Origin of the sequence: Sandarakinorhabdus glacialis (assembly GCF_014643455.1) — a bacterium.
GTDB lineage: Bacteria > Pseudomonadota > Alphaproteobacteria > Sphingomonadales > Sphingomonadaceae > Sandarakinorhabdus > Sandarakinorhabdus glacialis.
The window spans coordinates 20,697-39,053 of the sequence record NZ_BMJM01000012.1 but is presented as its reverse complement, the minus strand read 5'-3'; the positions used below and the strand labels follow the sequence as shown (position 1 = coordinate 39,053).

The window sequence follows — 18,357 nt, the reverse complement described above, 5'->3', positions numbered from 1 at the left end:
GGGCGACACCCCCACCCGCCGCGCCAAGCAGCGCGAGTCGCCTCCCCCCTCAAGGGGGAGGAAAACAAGCCGCGCACCCCTTTTTTTAATTCGTCACCCCGGCGAAGGCCGGGGCCATCTCCTGCCCGACCCGGATAAACCAGCTCCCCTCACCCAACCGCAAACCCCTCATACCCCCGCTCGACAACCTCCTCGCAAATCTCCCGATAAACCCCGAACCCGCCCGCAAACGGCAGGAACTGCCGCGGTTTCCCCGGCACATTCGCCCCCATGTACCAGCTGTTCGCCTGCGGAAACAAAGTCCCCGCCGCAATCTCGTTTACCTGGTCGACCCAGCCATTCTCGGCCTCCAGAGTCGCCTCGATCGTCGCCGCCCCCCGCCCGCGCAACCAAAGCAGGCAATCGGCAATCCACTCCACATGCTGCTCGATCGACGTCACCATATTGGTCAGCACCGAAGGACTCCCCGGCCCCGTAACCGTAAACAAATTCGGAAACCCCGACACCATCAGCCCCAGATATGTCCGCGGCCCCTCCGCCCAGCGATCCTTCATCCGCACTCCGCCCCGCCCGGTAATCGCGATCCGGTCCAGCGCCCCGGTCATCGCATCGAACCCCGTCGCCAGCACGATCGCATCGAACGAATATTCAGCATCGCGCGTCTTCACCCCGCCGGCGGTAATGCGTTCGATCGGCGCCGCCTTGATGTCGACCAGTTCGACATTGTCGCGGTTGAAGGTCGCATAATAATTGCTGTCGACGCACAGCCGCTTGGTCCCCCAGGGATAATCCTTGGGCGTCAGGATATCCGCCACCGCAGGATCCTTGACGATCGACCGGATCTTCTCCGCCGCAAACGCCGCCGCCACCTTGTTGGCCTCGGAATCGATGCCGAGATCGGCATAGGCCCCCAGTATATGGAACCCGCCGATCTGCCAGCGCCGCTCGAACTCGGTCGCATGATGCTCGGGTGCCGCTTCCAATGTCAGCTGTTCCGAAGGATCGTTGAAGAACCCGCCCGCCGTCGATTTCATCGCCAGGCGATATTCCGCCCGCCGCGCCGTCCAGTCGGCATAGACGTCCTCGGCAATCGGGCCGTTGTGCGCCGGCACGCTATAGTTCGGCGTCCGCTGGAAAACCGTCATCTTCGCCGCCTGCTCGGCAATCAGCGGAATCGACTGGATCGCCGACGACCCGGTGCCGATGACGCCGACCCGCTGCCCACTGAAATCGACGCCTTCATGCGGCCACTGCGACGTCCGGTAGATCGTGCCGCCGAAATCCTCGATCCCGGCAAAATCGACATTGGTCGGCACCGACAAGCTGCCCGTCGCCATCACCACATGCTGCGCCGAAACGGTGTCGCCGCCATCGGTCGTTACCGACCAGCGATTGCTCGCCTCGTCGAAAACCGCCGCTTCAACCCGGGTGTTGAAAACGATATCGCGCTTCAAGTCGAACCGATCGGCGACATGCTCGGCATAGCGCAGCAGTTCGGGCTGCGGCGCATAATGCTCGCTCCACTTCCACTCGTTCTCGAGCTCCTCCGAAAACGAGAAGGAATATTCGAGACTGCGAATATCGACGCGCGCGCCCGGATAGCGATTCCAGAACCAGGTCCCGCCGACACCGCCACCGGCCTCGAAGACGATCGCCGTCATTCCCTGCCCGCGCAATTTGTGGAGCATGTACATGCCGGCGAACCCCGCACCGACGATGACCACGTCGAACGATCGATTTGCCTGTGCCATGTCGCTTCCCCGAAATACCATGACCCGACGCTAACACGCGGGCGATTGGCACATCACCTGACGCTGATACCAGTGTGACTTTCCCTACAGCCTTCCCTGCACATACCCGCAAAATCCGGTCCCGAGGTGCAAACCACCCCGGGACATGCTCCTGACAATCCCGGAAACAACCGCCGACAGGCGCGCGGCAGCCCCAAAATCCCCAGCTTTTACCCCTGCGCCGCAGCGAAGTTCATCGCAGCGAATTCCCAGTTCAAATGGCCCTCGACGACGGCCTTCACGTGATCCGGGCGGCGATTCTGAAAGTCGAGATAATAGGCATGCTCCCATACATCGACCGTCAGCAGCGGCACCTGGCCCTTGGTGAAAGGCACCTCGGCATCCTCGGTACTGACCGCCTTGACCTTGCCATTCTCCACCACCAGCCAGCCCCAGCCGGTGCCGAACTGGTTGACACTGGCATCGATAAGTGCCTGACAGGCCTCGGCAACGCCGCCAAAGTCACGCACCAGCGCCTCCGCCAGCGCCCCCGTCGGCTCCTGCTTTTCGGGACTCAGACTGTTCCAGTAAAAATTGTGATTCCAGCACTGCGCCGCGTTGTTGAAGATCTTCTTTTTGGCCTTGTCGCCGTCCGTCGCAACGATGATTTCCTCGAGCGTCTGCTCGGCCATCGGCGTCTCGGCGACCAGCTTGGCGAGCATATCGAAATAGCCCTTGTGGTGCTTACCGTAATGAAAACCAAAGGTTTCTGCCGAAATCACCGGTTCCAGCGCGGTATCGCCAAACGGCAGCGGCGGCTGCACCTGCGGCGACCGGCCAATCTTGTCCGCCGCGACTGCGGAACCGGCAAGGGCTTGATCCGACATCATAACTCTCCATGTTTTGAACGCGATTGTGTCGATAAACCCATGGCCGCGTGGCCCGGTTCCGCATTTTCCATGTTACACGGTGCATGACAGGACGACCGGGATTCGCTATCCGCGCGGCATGACCGAGATCACCCCGCAGATCGTTGCCGAACACGGCTTTACCCCCGACGAGTATGACCGCGTCGTCACCTCGCTGGGTCGAATTCCCAACCTGCTGGAACTAGGCATTTTTTCGGTCATGTGGTCCGAACATTGCTCGTACAAGTCGTCGCGCATCCATCTCGCCAAGCTGCCGACGTCGGCACCCTGGGTGATCTGCGGCCCGGGCGAGAACGCCGGGGTCATCGATATCGGCGATGGCGACGCTGCCATCTTCAAGATGGAAAGCCACAACCACCCAAGTTTTATCGAGCCATATCAAGGCGCTGCGACCGGCGTCGGCGGTATCCTGCGCGATGTGTTCACGATGGGCGCGCGGCCGGTCGCGAACCTCAACGCGCTGCGCTTCGGCGAGATCGACGCGCCCAAGATGCGCCATCTGATCAAGGGCGTCGTCGCCGGCATCGGCGGCTATGGCAATTGCGTCGGGGTGCCGACGGTCGGCGGCGAGACCAATTTCCACAAGGCGTATAACGGCAATATCATCGTCAATGCGATGACGGTCGGCATCGCAAAAACCGACAAGATCTTCTACTCGGCGGCGGCGGGCATAGGCAATTCAGTGGTTTACGTCGGGTCGAAGACCGGCCGCGACGGCATCCACGGCGCCACCATGGCGAGCGCCGAGTTCGACGACGACAGCGAGGACAAGCGGCCGACGGTCCAGGTCGGCGACCCGTTTACCGAGAAATTGCTGATCGAGGCGTGCCTCGAACTGATGGCGTCGGACGCCATCGTGGCGATCCAGGACATGGGCGCGGCGGGGCTGACCTCGTCGGCGGTGGAGATGGCCTCCAAGGGTGGCGTCGGGCTGCGGCTGGACCTCGACAAGGTGCCCGTTCGCGAGGAGCGGATGACACCCTACGAGATGATGCTGTCGGAGAGCCAGGAGCGGATGCTGATGGTGCTCAAGCCGGGGCGGGAGGATTTCGCCGAGGCGATCTTCCGGAAGTGGGAACTCGATTTCGCGATCATCGGCGAAGTTGTCGAAGGCGGCAATTTAACGTTGATGTTCAATGGCTTGGTGGTCGGCGACATTCCGCTGGCGCCGCTCGCGGATGCGGCGCCGAAATATGATCGGCCCTGGGTGCAGACGCCGGCGCGGGCGGCGCTGGAGGGGGTTGTGGAATCGACTGATGTCGCTGGGGATTTGCTGAAGCTGGTGGCGTGCCCGGACCTGGCTTCGAAGCGGTGGATATGGGAGCAGTATGACCACATGGTCGGTGCCGATACGGTGCAGCGGCCGGGCGGTGATGCGGCGGTGGTGCGGGTTCACGGTTCGCGCAAGGCGCTCGCGATTTCAACGGATTGCACGCCGCGCTATTGTTTTGCCGACCCGGTCCAGGGTGGCCGGCAGGCGGTGGCGGAGGTCTGGCGGAACCTGGTTTCGGTGGGGGCAAAGCCGCTGGCGATTACCGACTGCATGAACTTCGGCAACCCGCAACGTCCTGAGATCATGGGGCAGTTCGTCGGGTGCATAGAGGGCATGGCGGAAGCGTGCCTGGCACTGGATTTCCCGGTGGTTTCGGGCAATGTCAGTTTGTACAATGAAACCAACGGGGTAGGCATTTTGCCGACGCCGGCTATCGGTGGGGTTGGTGTTATTGCCGATTATGCCGACCAGATGACACTGGCGTTCAAGGCCGAGGGCCAAGCGATTGTTGTCATTGGCAAATCTGCCGGTCATCTGGGGCAATCGCTTTGGTTGCGCGAAATTGCGGGGCGCGAGGATGGTCCGCCGCCGCCGGTCGACCTGGCCGCCGAGCGCGCTGCGGGTGAATTGATTCAACAGCTTATCGCTGGAAAGCTGGTCGACGCGGTGCATGATGTGTCGGGCGGCGGGCTGCTTGTCGGCATTGCGGCGATGGCGATGTCGAGCGGAATCGGTGCCGATTTGTCGATGACCGGCGACACCGGAGCGTGGTTCGGCGAGGACCAGGGGCGGTTCATCGTGACGACCGGCGACGCCGAGGCGGTGCTGGCCAAAGCGGCGATTTCGGGCGTTTCCGGGATGGTCATCGGCAAGACGGGGAGCAGTTCGATCCTTGTCGCGGGTAAGTCTGCGCCCTTGAACCGGCTTTGGGCGGCACATCAAGAGGCGTTGCCGGGACTGTTGTTGGAAACCGCCTGACCGCCTGATCTTGAATCGCCGAAAATCGGGGCCATTTTAGCTGAAGCAGCATCCCGCTGCCGGAGCATTGCGACCAGATGGCCGCCAGTTTTGCAGCGTTCGATTCCGCCAACGCCCGCCAGTATCTGGCGCGCGACGTGCCGTCGGCGCGCCTGCGCATCGAGATGCTCGAGAAAGTGCTCGAACGCGCTTTCGTCATCCCGGGGCTTAATCGCGGTGTCGGCCTCGATTCGGTGATGGGCTTCGTGCCGGTTGCAGGTGACATGATCGCCGGCGCGATGGGACTATATCTTGTCTGGGAAGCCCGCAACATCGGCATGCCCAAGCGGACGGTCGCGCGGATGCTGATGAACGTCGGCGTCGACACGACGCTGGGCGCGGTGCCGTTCGTCGGCGACGTGTTCGACTTTTTCTTCCGCTCCAACACGAAGAATTTGCGGCTCATCAAGCGGCATCTCGATCGGCATCATTCGGGCACGTCGCTGGTCGACGCTCGTTAAAGCGACCGGGCGGGTGCCGTTCCTGTTGCTCGTCTTCGGGGCGGCCGTGCTGATTGCGGGGTTGCTCGCCGGCACGGCGCTGGTGGTCTTCCTGCGGTCGCGGTTTGTGGTGGTGGCGATGGCGATACTTGGTGGCCTGGCCGTCGGTGGTGGGTCGGTCAGCCGGACTTTGCTAATTTCGGCGCTGCTGTTCGTGGTGCTTTCGCTGGTCTGGCCGAAGCGGCCACGGCGCCGGCAGCGCGGGCAAAACTTCGATATCGAGGCGACGGCGACCGAGGCGCAGCCGGCGGTACGACCGGCGCCCATAGTGGCCCGGGCGGTTTCGGCGAAGGACGAGACCCTGATGACGGCGTTCGCCGCATTGGCGGAGAATGCCGACTGGGCGCGGTCGCGGATTGCCGTGGTGCAGGAAAGCTGTCGGCTGTTCCTCGGGTTGGCCGATCGCAATCCGTTTGACAATGATGCCGGGGATTTGGCGATCCGTATTCGGAAGTGGGTGCCGCAGCATATCGGCGACGCGCTGGTCGGATGCGAGCTGGCGACCCTGTCGGAGCGGCGGGCGATGCTCGAGGAGGCGGTGTTTACCGTCGAAAAGGTCGGGGCGGAGGCGGATCGGCAACGGGCGCGGTTGATGGCGCCGGGGCAGTCGGCGCTCGATGTGCAGCGGCGACATTTGACGCGGGGGTCGGACTCTTTTCTGGATTAGGGGGGCTTTGACTGTCACCGCGGGCTCGAGCTTTTTGGCGCAGAGAAGCAACTGGGTCCCAGGTCGAGCCCGGGATGACAATCTTCGGTTGTAGCGTGACTGATGTCGGCGGGGGACCACCCCCACCCGGGCCGCGCAAGAGCGCGTCTCTCGCCTCCCCCCTTTAGGGGGATGGCAAGGAAGAGTTACGCGAAGTCGAGGCCTATGTCTGCCGCCGGGGCGCTTTGGGTTATGCGGCCGACGCTGATGTAGGTCACGCCGGTTTCGGCGATGGCGCGGATGGTGGCTAGGTTTACGCCGCCGCTGGCTTCGGTGGGGACGCGGCCCGCGATCATGGCGACGGCTTCGGTGAGCATCGCCGGGCCCATGTTGTCGAGCAGCAGGCGGTCGGCGCCGGCGGCAAGAGCGGGCGGAATCTGGCCGATGGTGTCGACTTCGACGACGATGTCCTTAAGGCCGGCGGCCTTGGCGGCGCCGACGGCGGCCTCGACGCTGCCGGCGACGGCGATGTGGTTGTCCTTGATCATGACGCCGTCGTCGAGGCGCATCCGGTGGTTGGTGGCGCCGCCCATACGGACCGCGTATTTTTCAAGAATGCGCAGGCCGGGGAGGGTTTTCCGCGTGTCGAGGAGTATCGCGCCGGTGCCGGCGATGGCGTCGATATAGGCCCGTGTCATGGTGGCAATGCCGGTCAAATGCTGGACGGTGTTGAGCGCCGAGCGTTCGGCGGTGAGCAGCGCGCGGGCGTTGCCGCGGATGCGCATCAGGTCGGTGCCGGCGGGGACGCTTTCGCCCTCGGAAACGAGGGTGTCGATAGTGCAGTCGGGGTCGAGGGCGCGGAAAAAGGCGGCGGCGATGGGGAGGCCGGCGACGGTCACGGAGTCGCGCGAGTCCATCACCGCGGTGAGGATGGCGTCGGCGGGGATGACGGCGGCGGAGGTGCGGTCGCCGCCTTGGCCCATGTCTTCGGCGAGGGTGGCGGTGATGAAGGCGGGGATGTCGAAATCGGGGAGGGTGAAGTCGGTCATATTTGGCTTTCTTCTGCACGGAGGACCACCCTCACCCGGGCCGCCAAGGGGCGTCTCTCGCCTCTCCCGTCGAGGGAGAGGGGAAGGAAGCTAGTCGCCTTTTACGGGGGAGGCGGAGACCCTGCCGGCCATTTCGAGCATGCGGTCGAGGCTGATCTTGGCCTTTATGCGGACGTCTTCGGGGACTTCGATGCGGGGGCTGAGGTCGCGCAGCGCGATGTAGAGTTTTTCCATCGTGTTGAGCGCCATGTAGGGGCAGGTGTTGCAGCCGCAATTGCCGTCGGCGCCGGGGGCTCCGATGAAGGTCTTGTGGGGGGCCTTCAGCTGCATCTGGTGGATGATGTTGGGCTCGGTGGCGACGATGACCGTCTGTTCGGGGCTATTGAGGGCGTAGTCGAGGATGCCGCTGGTGGCGCCGATGTAATGCGCGAGGTCGAGGATCGCGGCGGGGCATTCGGGGTGCGCGAGAACCGGCGCGGCGGGGTGCTGCGCCTTCAGCTTGAGCAATTCGGTTACCGAGAATTTCTCGTGGACGATGCAGGTGCCGTCCCAGAGCAGCATGTCGCGGCCGGTCTTGCGGTTGAGCCAGGCGCCCAAATGCTTGTCGGGGGCGAACAGGATTTTCTGGTCGGCGGGGAGCTGGTTGATGATCTTTTCGGCCGAACTCGACGTGACGATGATGTCGCTTTCGGCTTTCACCGCCGCTGAGCAGTTGATGTAGGTCAGGCTGATGTGATCGGGATGGGCGCGGCGGAAGCGTGCGAAATCCTCCGGCGGGCATGAATCCTCGAGGCTGCAGCCGGCGGCGAGATCGGGGAGGACGACGATCTTGTTGGGGGACAGGATTTTCGCGACTTCGGCCATGAATTTGACGCCGCAGAAGGCGATGACTTCCGCTTCGGTGGCTGCGGCCTTGCGCGACAGGTCGAGACTGTCGCCGACGAAATCGGCGATGTCCTGCAATGCCGGGTCCTGGTAATAATGCGCGAGAATTACGGCGTTTTTTTCTTTGCGCAGGCGGTTGATCTCGGCCTTGAGGTCGAGACCGGCGAGGGCGTTTCGGGGGCCGAAAGGATTGAGGCGTGCGTCCATGCGGGGTGCTCCGGGGCTTTTCGGCGATATAGAAGGTGTGGGGGGGTTCGTCACCCTTTTGTGGGAGGAAGGCCCCCTCTCCCGGCTCGCGAAGGCGCGAGTCCGACTTCTCCCTCGAGGGGAGAGGTGTTTAGATCAGGCGCCACTCGTTGTTGGTGTCGGTGACTGTGTCGCGGTTCCTCAGGTCGATCAGATGGGCGAGGACCGAGCGGCCGGCTGCGGGGTGGAGACGGGCGTCGACCTTGGCGTACATGACCGCGACCATCGCCGGGATGGTGTGGGGGCCTTCGCCGAGCAGCTTGAGGATCTGGTTTTCGCGTTGCTTGCGGTGGGTAATGAGGCCGCGGACGAAGCGCTGCGGATCGGTGACCGGCTCGCCGTGGGTCGGGTGGTAGATGACGTCGTCGCGGTCGAGCAATTTGCGCAGCGACGCCATGTACGCCGCCATGTCGCCGTCCGGGGGCGCGACGACGGTGGTCGACCAGCCCATGACGTGATCGCCGGTGAACAGCGCCTTTTCCTCGGGGAAGGCGAAGCAGAGGTGGTTCGAGGTGTGGCCGGGGGTGGCGAGCGCGGTGAGTGTCCAGCCGGGTCCCGACACGCTGTCGCCTTCGGCCATGACGCGATCGGGGGCATAGGTCGGGTCGAAGCCGGCGTCGGCGCGGGGGCCGTCGTCGGAGAGGACCAGCGGCACGCAGCCGGTGATGATCGCACCGGTCGCCGCCTGGAGCGCCGGGGCGGCCGGGCTGTGGTCCATATGGGTGTGGGTGATGACGATGTGGCTGACGGTCTCGCCCTTGAGCGAATGGATCAGCGCGGCGATGTGATCGGGGTCGGCGGGGCCCGGATCGATGACGGCGACGATGCCATGCCCGACCACGAAAGTGCCGGTGCCGGTGTAGGTGAACGGCGACGGGTTGTGGGCGAGCAGCCGGCGGACCAGCGGTGTGCGCGGCACGAGATGGCCCCAGGCAGCCGCGTCGGGGTGTTGGTCGAGTTCCATGACGCAGATGTGGCATTGTGCGGGGTGGATGTGAAGGGCGCGGAAGTGAGGGGTTCGCGGCGTTGCCCGCAGGTGCCAAAGACTATAGGCCGCAGGCAGGTTTGTGGGGAAGATGTGTGAGTGAGCGGTTCGATGTCGTCATCGTGGGAGCCGGCCATGGTGGGGCGCAGACCGCGGTGCAATTGCGGCAGTTGGGGTATGCCGGTTCGATCGCCATCATCGGCGAGGAGCCGGAATTGCCTTACGAGCGTCCTCCCCTGTCGAAGGATTTCCTGAGCGGCGACAAGGCGTTCGAGCGAATGCTGATCCGGCCGGAGAGTTTTTGGGTCGACCGCAACGTGGTGATGCTGACCGGGCGGCAGGTGACGCGGGTCGATGCGGACGGGCATGTCGTGTTTACCGATGGCGGCGAGCATTTTGGCTATGGCGCGCTGGTATGGGCGACGGGGGGCAGCCCGCGGCGGCTGAGTTGCCTCGGGCATGACCTGGCCGGCGTGCATGGCATCCGGACGCGCGCCGATGTCGAGGTGTTGAAGACCGAGCTGGGTGCGACGACGCGGGTGGCGATCATCGGGGGTGGGTATATCGGGCTGGAGGCGGCGGCGGTGCTGGCGAAGCTGGGCAAGGCGGTGACCGTGCTCGAAGCGCAGCCGCGCGTGCTGGCGCGCGTGGCGGGGCCGGTCCTGTCGGAATTCTATGAGGCCGAGCACCGGGCGCACGGCGTCGAGGTGCGGACCGGGGTGACGGTGGTTTCGGTGCTGGGCGAAGATGGCCGGGCTAGCGGCGTGATGCTGGCCGGGGGTGAGATCGTGCCGGCAGAGATGGTGATCGTCGGCATCGGCATCGTGCCGGCGGTGGCGGCGTTGCTCGCGGCGGGTGCCGAGGGCGGCGATTCGGCGCCGGGGGGAGTCGATGTCGACGATCATTGCCGGACGTCGTTGCCCGACGTGTTCGCGATCGGGGACTGTGCGGCGCACGACAATGGTTTTGCCGGCGGGGCGCATATCCGGGTCGAATCGGTGCAGAACGCCAATGACCAGGCGGCAACGGTGGCGCGGCTGCTGACCGGCGCGCCCAGGCCCTATCATGCGGTGCCGTGGTTCTGGTCGAACCAATATGATTTGAAACTGCAGACGGTGGGGCTGTCGATCGGGCATGATCGGGCCGTGTTGCGCGGCGATGTGGCGGCGCGGTCGTTCAGCGTGGTGTATCTGAAGGATGGGCGGGTGATTGCGCTCGATTGCGTCAATGCGGTGAAGGATTATGTCCAGGGCAAGCTGCTGGTGGAGCAGGGGATTGTCGTGGCGGCCGACGTGCTGGCGGATGCGGCGACGGCGCTGAAGGCGCATCATCCGGCGGGCTGACACTTTGCGCCGTTTCCAGTTCGGGTCGGGTGCGCTAGGCTGGCGCAAACGTCATTCTGGGGAGTTTGCCGGTGAACAATGCGGGCCGTGAAGTGTGGGACTTTATCATCGTTGGCGCGGGGTCTGCGGGGTGCGTGCTCGCCAACCGGCTGTCGGCGGATCCGGGCACGCGGGTGCTGCTGATCGAGGCCGGCGGCAAGGACAATTCGATGATGATCCAAATGCCGGCCGGCATCGCGCAGATCATCCCGCCGGAGAAAGCCAGCCCGTTCGACTGGGGATTCTGGACCGTTCCCCAAAAGGAGATGGGCGACCGCAAGATGTACTGGCCGCGCGGCCGGGCGCTGGGCGGATCGTCGTCGATCAACGGCATGGTCTATATTCGCGGCCATTCGAGCGATTACGACCGCTGGTCGCAATTGGGGCTGACGGGGTGGGGCTGGTCCGATGTGCTGCCGTATTTCCGCAAGGCGGAAAGCAGCGAGCGCGGGGCGTGCGATTTCCACGGCGCCGATGGCCCGCTGCATACGTCACGCAAGGGGGCGCTGCCGCATGTGCTCAACGATGTGTTCCTGAAGGCGGCGCAGGAGGCCGGGTACAAGCGCACCGATGATTTCAACGGGCCGCAGTTCGAGGGCGCCGGGTTCTATGACGCGACGATCAAGGACGGCCAGCGGTTCTCGGCGGCAAAGGCGTATCTGACGCCGGCGGTGAAGGCGCGCAGCAACCTCGAGATCCGCGACAGCGTGCAGGTCGAGCGGGTGACCTTCGAGGGCAAGCGCGCGACGGGGATCGCCTACAAGCGCGGCGGCCGGGCGGAAACGGCGTTGGCACGCGAGGTGATCCTGTGCGGCGGGGCGGTGAATTCGCCGCAATTGCTGCTGCTGTCCGGGATCGGCCCGGCGGCGCACCTGAAGGCAATGGGCATTCCGGTGGTGCATGACAGCGCCGATGTGGGGGGTAATCTGCAGGACCATCTCGACATGATCGTGCAATGGGAATGCTCGCAACCGGTGACGCTCAATTCGAACGCGAGTTTTGCCCACAAGATGATGGCGCTGGGCAAATGGGTGTTCGGCAAGACGGGGAATGGCGCGCATATGCCGACGCCGACGGGGGCGTTCCTGTCGAGCCGCGAGGGGCTGGCGGCGCCCGACCTGCAGATCCACTTCATGCCGGTGAAGGGCGCGCCGCACGGGCGCGGCACGATGAGCGCGCAGCATGGGTACCAGATGCACGTCTGCCAGCTGCGACCCGAGAGCCGGGGCACGATCCGGCTGGCGTCGCCCGATCCGCTGGCGCCGCCGGCGATCGATCCGCAGTATCTGAGCGCGCCGGAGGATGTCGAGACGCTGGCACGCGGTGTCGAGATGGCGCGCGAGATCGGCCGGCAGCCGGCGTTTGATGCGTTCCGCAAGGCGGAAACCTGGCCGGGGCCGGGGGTTACCGATCGCCCGGGGCTGGTGGCGGCGATGCGCGAATGGGGCGAGACGATCTATCACCCGGTCGGCACCTGCCGGATGGGCATCGACGAGCGCGCGGTGGTCGATGGGCGGCTGCGGGTCAATGGCGTCGAGGGGCTGCGGGTCGTCGATGCGTCGGTGATGCCGTATCTGGTTTCGGGCAATACCAATGCGCCGACGATCATGATCGGCGAGAAGGCGGCGGACCTGATCGCCGAGCGGCGGACGCTGGAGCGCAAGCTGGGGATTGCGGCTTGACGATTACGCCGTTCGAGATCCCCGTCAATGCGCTCGAAATGGCGCTGGTGCGGTCGCGGGTCGGGGCGTTCCGATTCTTCGAGGAGCCGGAAGACGCAGGCTGGAAGCATGGCGCCAACCGCGACTACATGGAGCGGCTGCGGACGTATTGGCTCGAGGAATATGACTGGCCGGCGGCGGTGGCGGGGCTCAACCGGCATCCGCAGATGCGCGTGGAGGTCGAGGATGGCTTCAGCCTGCATGCGATTCACCGGCGTTCGACGCGGGCGGATGCGCGGCCGCTGCTGATCTCGCATGGCTGGCCGGGGTCGATCGTCGAGTTCGACGCGATCATCGAGCGGCTGGCCGAGCCCGAGGATGCGGCGATGCCGGCGTTCCATGTCGTAGCGCCGTCGCTGCCCGGCTATGGCTGGTCGGACCGGCCGAAAAACCCGTTGGGACCGCGCGCGGTGGCCGGACTGTACGACAGGTTGATGGCGCGGCTGGGATACGACCGGTTCGTCTATCAGGGGGGCGACTGGGGATCGGTGATCGGCGGCTGGATGGGGCTCGACAGCAAGCGCGTCGAGGCGGTGCATCTGAACGGGTTTGGGCTGCGGCCGGGGAACATGGCGCCGGAGACACCCGAGCAGGGTGCGTGGCTGCAAAAGGCGCTGGCCACGCGGGATGCCGAGACGGCGTATCTCCAGTTGCAGGGCACCAAGCCGCAGAGCCTGGGCTTTGCCATGATGGATTCGCCAATGGGCGTCGCGGCGTGGTTTTCGGAGAAGTTTTCGGGTTGGTCCGATGTGTCGGCAGGGGTGGGCGACCCGCCGTATCCGATGGACACGATGCTGACCAACATCATGATCTACCTGACGACGCGGAGTTTCCTGACGGCGACCTGGCTGTATCGCGGCATGTTCCTCGAGGGCGGGTTTTCGATTCCGGACGGGCGGCGGATCGAGGTACCGGTCGGGGTGGCCAGTTTCCCGCATGACCTGCTGGCGTTCCCGCCGCGCGCGGTGGTCGAGCGCGGCTATAATATCGTGCATTGGACCGACATGCCGCGCGGCGGGCATTTTGCCAGCCTCGAGGAACCCGAGCTGTTCCTCGGCGACCTGCGGGCGTTCGTCGCGGCGCTGTGATGGAGGTGCCCGAATGGCGGGTCGAGCCAGGGTTGCTCGACTATCCGGCGGCGGTCGCGGCGATGGAGGCGCGGGCCGCAGCGATCCGCGAGGGCACAGCCCAAGAACTGATCTGGCTGGTCGAACACCCGCCGCTTTACACCGCCGGCACCAGCGCGGTGGCCGGCGACCTGCTGATGCCGGATCGCTTCCCGGTGTATGCGGTCGGGCGCGGCGGCAAGCATACTTATCACGGGCCGGGACAGCGGGTCGTCTATGTGCTGCTCGATCTCGATCGGCGCGGCCGCGATATCCGCAGGTTCGTCGGTGCGCTCGAGGGCTGGATCATCGCGGCACTGGGCGACTTCGGCGTTTCGGCGCGGACGATCGATGGCAAGGTCGGGGTATGGACCGGGGATAGCCCGGCGAAAATCGCCGCGATCGGCGTGCGGGTGCGGCGCTGGGTGAGTTTTTATGGGGTCTCGGTCAACGTCGCCCCTGACCTGTCGCATTTTCAGGGCATCCTGCCGTGCGGACTGGCCGACCCGGTGACCAGCCTGGCGGAAATCAACGGCGAAAACCGCCTTTCGGCGCTTGATCTGGCCCTGCGCCGGCACCTGCTGGGCATGCTCGACGCCGTTGGAACGCTCCAGGCGCGGAATAGCACCTTGCCGCTCAAAAATGTCGCCAGCATGAATGGCGCTTGAGGGCGCGTGGATTTCTGCTAATGTCTACCTCGGTTGGGGGATAATAATCGATCGCCGGCCCAACTTGTCCTGGGTCCAGGATTCATCTGAAGGAGTTTAACATGGCTGACATCGTTTCGAAGCTGAAGACCGCCGCCCTCGTTGCCGGTGCTGCCCTGCTCGTCGTCGCTTGCGGCGAAAAAGCTGCGGAAACCACCACCGCAACGGATACCACGACCACCACGACCGAAGCGCCTCTCGAAGACGCAATGGCCGCTCCGGTGACCGATGCCACCGTTCCTGCCGTCGATGCACCTGCAGCCGACGCAATGGCCGCTGGCACCACCGACGCCGTTGCACCAGCCGCTGACGCTGCTGCGACGACGACGACCACCACCGATACCACGACGACCGAGACCAAGTAGTCTCGACATCGCCGTCTGAACGGTTAGGAAAGGGTCGCCGCAAGGCGGCCCTTTTTTTTGGACTTGGGGAAGGAATACATATGAGCCTCGATGCAATCACCGACCAGATGAAGACCCGGATCGGTGCGGGCGGTAATTTCAAGAAGTCGGTAAAGTTCGATTTCGGCAGCGATGGCCTGGTGCGCATCGACGACACGGTGTCGCCGGCGATTGTCGACAATGAAGCGGCGCCGACCGATTGCACCGTCAAGGTGTCGATGGCCGATTTTACCGAGATCGCCAGCGGCAAGCAGAATGCCCAGATGGCATTCATGATGGGCAAGCTGAAGGTCGAAGGCGACATGTCGGTGGCGTTGCAGCTGGGCAGCATTCTCGGCTGATCCGGGCGCCTTGGACCAGCCGGTTCAGGGCGAAATTGCTTGGCTTCGCGATTCCTGTCGCAAGACACTGGCGGACCGGGTGTGGCAAGGCTATGCCCGGTCTGTCATACGATCGAAGCGGAGATTTTCCCCAAATGCAGTATCGTTTGTCGATTCCGGCAGCTTTTTTGCTGGTTTTGTCGCCCCTGCTCCCGGTTTCCGCCCAGACGACAACGCGGCCGGTCGGTACAGGCACGGCGCTGCCGCCGCGACCGGCGACCCCGGCTGCCGGAACGCCGGCGCTGAATCCCGCCAATTTGCCGCTTGGTACCCTGCCGTCGTCGGTCCCGGCGCTGCCGGTGAAGAAGGGCGGCTTCATGGTGCCCAAGGCGATCGAACTGCGAACGCTGACGCCGGCCGAAACCGAGGCCAATGCGATCTGGAACATGCGCGCCGCGCTCAATGTCGCTGCCTTGCAGTGCCAGTTCTCGAACTACCTGGCGACGGTCAAGACCTACAATGCCATGCTCAAGCAGCATTCCGACGAACTGTCGAAGGCGCAAAAAACCATGATCGCGCATTTCAAGCGCTATGACGGCGCCAAGGCGCTCAACAATTTCGACGTTTATACGACGCGGACGTACAACAGCTATTCGACGCTCGACGCCCAATATACGTTCTGCGCCGTGGCCGGCGTCGTTGGCAAGGACGTGCTGGCGACACCGCGCGGCAAGATGGGTCCGATCGCGATGCTGCGCAATCCGGAGATCCGGGCTTCGCTGGGCGAGATCCCCTTGTCGCCGGCGCTGGCGATGCGGCCGGTGGATTTAATTTTGTTGCCTGATATTTCGGCTATGTAATTTTCGGCGCGGGGAGACACCCCCACCCGGGCCGCGCAAGGGCGCGTCTCTCGCCTCCCCCCTCTAGGGGGAGGACAAGGCTAGCGGCGACCGAAGAGTTTTTCGATGTCGGTGCGGGCGAGGCGAACCCAGGTCGGGCGGCCATGATTGCACTGGCCGCTATGAGGGGTGACCTCCATCTCGCGCAGCAGCGCATTCATTTCGGCGATCGACAGCACGCGGCCGGCGCGGACCGAGCCGTGGCAAGCCATGGTCGCGGCGATCGAATCGAGGCGTTCCTTCAGCGTCACGGCGCGGCCCCATGCCGACAGGTCGTCGGCGAGATCGCGGACCAGCGCGACTGCATCGGTGGGGCCGAGCAGCGCCGGCGTGGCGCGGACGAGAATGCTCGCCGGGCCAAAGGCTTCGACCTCGAGGCCGAGTTCGGCGAGCTCGGTAGCGCGATCGGCGATGCGGCCGGCGGCGATTTCATCGAGCTCGACGAGTTGCGGGATGAGCAGCGCCTGCGAGGCGACAGCACCCTTGCCCAGCGCGGCGTTCATGCGCTCGAGGGTCAGGCGTTCATGGGCGGCGTGCTGGTCGACGAGGATCAGCGCGTCCTCGGTTTCGGCGACGATATAGGTGTTGGCGATTTGCCCGCGCGCCGCCCCTAATGGATGGCTGGCGGCAGCGGGGGCGGCGAAATGCGTCGGCGCCGAGAGCCCGCTGTCCGGGCTGACGAACGCCGGCGGAAATTCGGTGAACAGCCGCGGCGGCTCGGCGAGACTTGCATCGCCCCAGCCGGCTGCGCAGGCATATTGGGGCGCGGCCGCCGCAAAGTCCGGGACGGCGAAAGCGCCGAGCGCGGCGGCGGAAACATGCGTCGAGGCGCGGTGGCCGGCGGCATCCAGCGCACGGCGCAGGCCCGAGACGATGAGGCCGCGGACAAGGGCGGCATCCCGGAAGCGCACTTCGGTCTTGGCCGGGTGAACGTTGACATCGACGAAATCATGCGGGACGGTGAGGAACAGCGCGGCGACCGGGTGGCGATCGCGGGCAAGCAGATCCTGATAGGCACCGCGCAGCGCGCCGACGAGCAGGCGGTCCTTTACCGGGCGATTGTTGACGAACAGATATTGATGGTCGGCGATGCCGCGATTGTAGGTCGGGATCGCCGCCAGCCCGCCGAGGCCGATGCGCTGTTCGGTTTCGTTGCTGTCGGCAAAGCCGCGATCGAGATCGATGGGCACCGAATTGTCGGCAAAATCGGGGCCGAGCAGCGCCGCGAGCCGCGCCACCAGCGATACCGGGCTGGCGTCCATGCCGGCAGCGACCGACAGCAACCGCCGGGGGGCGCCGCCGCGCGTGCCATGCCGAAGTTCGAAGGCGACATCGGCACGGGCCATGGCGAGGCGGCGGACGACATCGAGGCAAGCGGCGAGTTCTGAGCGTTCGGACCTTAAAAACTTGCGGCGCGCGGGAACGGCGGCGAACAGATTGTCGATGGCGACGCGGGTGCCGGGCGGAGCGGCGGCCGGGCCGTCCTCGACCAGACGGCCATTGTCGATGACCAGGCGCCAGCCGGTGGCGCCTGAGCCTGTATGGTTGGTGCCCGTGTGGCTGGTAATCGACAGCACCGCGACGCTGGCGATTGAGGGCAGTGCCTCGCCGCGAAAGCCGAGGGTGGTGATGACCGACAGGTCGCCATCGGGGAGTTTCGAAGTGGCGTGGCGTTCGACGGCGAGGCGGAGCTGTTCGGGGTCCATGCCGCAGCCGTCGTCGGTGACCGAGATATGGTCGATGCCGCCGTTTTCGAGATCGATTACGATGCGGCGCGCGCCCGAATCAAGCGCGTTTTCGACAAGTTCCTTGAGCGCCGCCGCGGGGCGTTCGACCACCTCGCCCGCCGCGATCTGGTTGACGAGAGTATCGGGAAGGCGGCGGATGAGAGGCACGGAGCCGGTCTAGGCTTCGATCGGGGTGGAGTCACCTGAGGCGGTGAAACGGCGTGCGATCAAAAGGCGGAGTCTTCGCTGCCGGGCATCAGATTGACCGGGCGCGTCGGGTGCGAGCGTTCGGGCAGGACCCCCCAGCCGATGCGGCGGCGCTGGCGGCGGCGGATGAAGACAACGAGGCTGAGCAGGGCAAGGCCGAGCGCGGCGATCTGGACGAAGCCGATCTTCCAGCCGCCGGCGATCGCGCCATCGGCGAGGTCAGGAGCCGGGAAGGTAATCAGGAATGCACCGCTGTCGCTCTCGGCGGGGATGAACGGCCTGTCGGCCGGCGATGTATCCCGGGCGTGCGCTGCCGCTTCGGTCTCCGTGGCTGGGCGCGCGGTGGTGACGGCAGCGTCGGCCGACGCTACAAGCATAACATTCGCCAAAAGAAATGCTGCAACGCACCAAACCGTCCGCAGGCTGTTACGGGGCCAGACCAGACCATGTTGGACCACCGCGTGCTTCGTCACAACAATTCCCCCTTCCCCAACTATCCAGCCGACTTTCACCTACTATCTTTCGGCTGCGGCATTTGGATTTGACGAATGTTACCAGATCGAGCACGGACCCGTCATCCGTAAAAGTGCACAATGACGACAAATGCGACAAATAATTCATATA

17 protein-coding genes are annotated in these 18,357 nt (G+C 64.9%); 10 read left to right on the top strand and 7 right to left on the bottom strand.

The genetic code is table 11. The features are described from left to right. Window positions 1–149 precede the first annotated feature (149 nt). Both IEW98_RS13875 and IEW98_RS13870 read right to left on the bottom strand, forming a co-directional pair. On the bottom strand, window positions 150–1,751 hold the full coding sequence (locus IEW98_RS13875; RefSeq protein WP_188763743.1) for a flavin-containing monooxygenase: 1,602 nt from the start codon (window positions 1,749–1,751) through the stop codon (window positions 150–152). Window positions 1,752–1,960: 209 nt separating this feature from the next. Next, window positions 1,961–2,554: a superoxide dismutase gene (locus tag IEW98_RS13870; RefSeq protein ID WP_243450780.1), complete on the bottom strand. Its 594-nt coding sequence runs from the start codon at window positions 2,552–2,554 to the stop codon at window positions 1,961–1,963. A 184-nt stretch (window positions 2,555–2,738) separates the two neighbouring features. Here IEW98_RS13870 and purL point away from each other — a divergent pair, with 184 nt between their 5' ends. The 3 genes from purL to IEW98_RS13855 all read left to right on the top strand — a co-directional run bounded on the left by purL (window position 2,739) and on the right by IEW98_RS13855 (window position 6,116). Next, the gene (gene purL, locus IEW98_RS13865) at window positions 2,739–4,910 is read left to right on the top strand and encodes a phosphoribosylformylglycinamidine synthase subunit PurL (RefSeq protein ID WP_188763741.1); all 2,172 of its coding nucleotides are present in this window, start codon (window positions 2,739–2,741) and stop codon (window positions 4,908–4,910) included. Between the two features lie 77 nt (window positions 4,911–4,987). Further along, window positions 4,988–5,410 carry a DUF4112 domain-containing protein gene (locus tag IEW98_RS13860; RefSeq protein WP_188763740.1) on the top strand — a complete coding sequence of 141 codons (423 nt, stop codon included), beginning with the start codon at window positions 4,988–4,990 and terminating at the stop codon, window positions 5,408–5,410. Window positions 5,411–5,423: 13 nt separating this feature from the next. Beyond that, on the top strand, window positions 5,424–6,116 hold the full coding sequence (locus IEW98_RS13855; RefSeq protein ID WP_188763738.1) for a hypothetical protein: 693 nt from the start codon (window positions 5,424–5,426) through the stop codon (window positions 6,114–6,116). A 185-nt stretch (window positions 6,117–6,301) separates the two neighbouring features. Here IEW98_RS13855 and nadC read toward each other — a convergent pair whose 3' ends face one another. The 3 genes from nadC to IEW98_RS13840 all read right to left on the bottom strand — a co-directional run bounded on the left by nadC (window position 6,302) and on the right by IEW98_RS13840 (window position 9,239). Continuing rightward, window positions 6,302–7,144 (bottom strand): carboxylating nicotinate-nucleotide diphosphorylase, encoded by an 843-nt coding sequence (gene nadC, locus IEW98_RS13850; protein WP_188763736.1) that lies wholly within the window; start codon window positions 7,142–7,144, stop codon window positions 6,302–6,304. A 90-nt stretch (window positions 7,145–7,234) separates the two neighbouring features. Continuing rightward, window positions 7,235–8,236 carry a quinolinate synthase NadA gene (gene nadA / locus IEW98_RS13845; protein WP_188763734.1) on the bottom strand — a complete coding sequence of 334 codons (1,002 nt, stop codon included), beginning with the start codon at window positions 8,234–8,236 and terminating at the stop codon, window positions 7,235–7,237. Between the two features lie 130 nt (window positions 8,237–8,366). Then, window positions 8,367–9,239 (bottom strand): MBL fold metallo-hydrolase, encoded by an 873-nt coding sequence (locus tag IEW98_RS13840; RefSeq protein WP_188763733.1) that lies wholly within the window; start codon window positions 9,237–9,239, stop codon window positions 8,367–8,369. Window positions 9,240–9,355: 116 nt separating this feature from the next. Between IEW98_RS13840 and IEW98_RS13835 the strand changes: the two genes are divergently transcribed. The 7 genes from IEW98_RS13835 to IEW98_RS13805 all read left to right on the top strand — a co-directional run bounded on the left by IEW98_RS13835 (window position 9,356) and on the right by IEW98_RS13805 (window position 15,760). Continuing rightward, window positions 9,356–10,603, top strand: a complete 1,248-nt coding sequence (locus IEW98_RS13835; RefSeq protein ID WP_188763731.1) for an NAD(P)/FAD-dependent oxidoreductase — start codon at window positions 9,356–9,358, stop codon at window positions 10,601–10,603. 71 nt (window positions 10,604–10,674) lie between these two features. Next, window positions 10,675–12,324: a GMC family oxidoreductase gene (locus IEW98_RS13830; protein WP_188763729.1), complete on the top strand. Its 1,650-nt coding sequence runs from the start codon at window positions 10,675–10,677 to the stop codon at window positions 12,322–12,324. Then, window positions 12,321–13,451: an epoxide hydrolase family protein gene (locus tag IEW98_RS13825; RefSeq protein ID WP_188763727.1), complete on the top strand. Its 1,131-nt coding sequence runs from the start codon at window positions 12,321–12,323 to the stop codon at window positions 13,449–13,451. Before IEW98_RS13830 ends, IEW98_RS13825 begins: the two co-directional genes overlap by 4 nt. After that, window positions 13,451–14,137, top strand: coding sequence for a lipoyl(octanoyl) transferase LipB (gene lipB / locus IEW98_RS13820; protein WP_188763725.1), 687 nt, complete (start codon window positions 13,451–13,453; stop codon window positions 14,135–14,137). Before IEW98_RS13825 ends, lipB begins: the two co-directional genes overlap by 1 nt. A 101-nt stretch (window positions 14,138–14,238) precedes the next feature. Beyond that, the gene (locus IEW98_RS13815; protein WP_188763723.1) at window positions 14,239–14,541 is read left to right on the top strand and encodes a hypothetical protein; all 303 of its coding nucleotides are present in this window, start codon (window positions 14,239–14,241) and stop codon (window positions 14,539–14,541) included. Window positions 14,542–14,621: 80 nt separating this feature from the next. Further along, complete coding sequence (locus IEW98_RS13810; protein ID WP_188763720.1) at window positions 14,622–14,921, top strand: SCP2 sterol-binding domain-containing protein; 300 nt, start codon at window positions 14,622–14,624, stop codon at window positions 14,919–14,921. A gap of 134 nt (window positions 14,922–15,055) precedes the next feature. After that, window positions 15,056–15,760 (top strand): hypothetical protein, encoded by a 705-nt coding sequence (locus tag IEW98_RS13805; RefSeq protein ID WP_188763719.1) that lies wholly within the window; start codon window positions 15,056–15,058, stop codon window positions 15,758–15,760. Window positions 15,761–15,840: 80 nt separating this feature from the next. On the opposite strand, the gene mutL is transcribed toward IEW98_RS13805, so the two are convergent. Beyond that, window positions 15,841–17,694, bottom strand: coding sequence for a DNA mismatch repair endonuclease MutL (gene mutL / locus IEW98_RS13800; RefSeq protein WP_188763716.1), 1,854 nt, complete (start codon window positions 17,692–17,694; stop codon window positions 15,841–15,843). Between the two features lie 59 nt (window positions 17,695–17,753). Continuing rightward, the gene (locus tag IEW98_RS13795) at window positions 17,754–18,110 is read right to left on the bottom strand and encodes a hypothetical protein (protein WP_188763714.1); all 357 of its coding nucleotides are present in this window, start codon (window positions 18,108–18,110) and stop codon (window positions 17,754–17,756) included. Window positions 18,111–18,357: the final 247 nt, after the last annotated feature.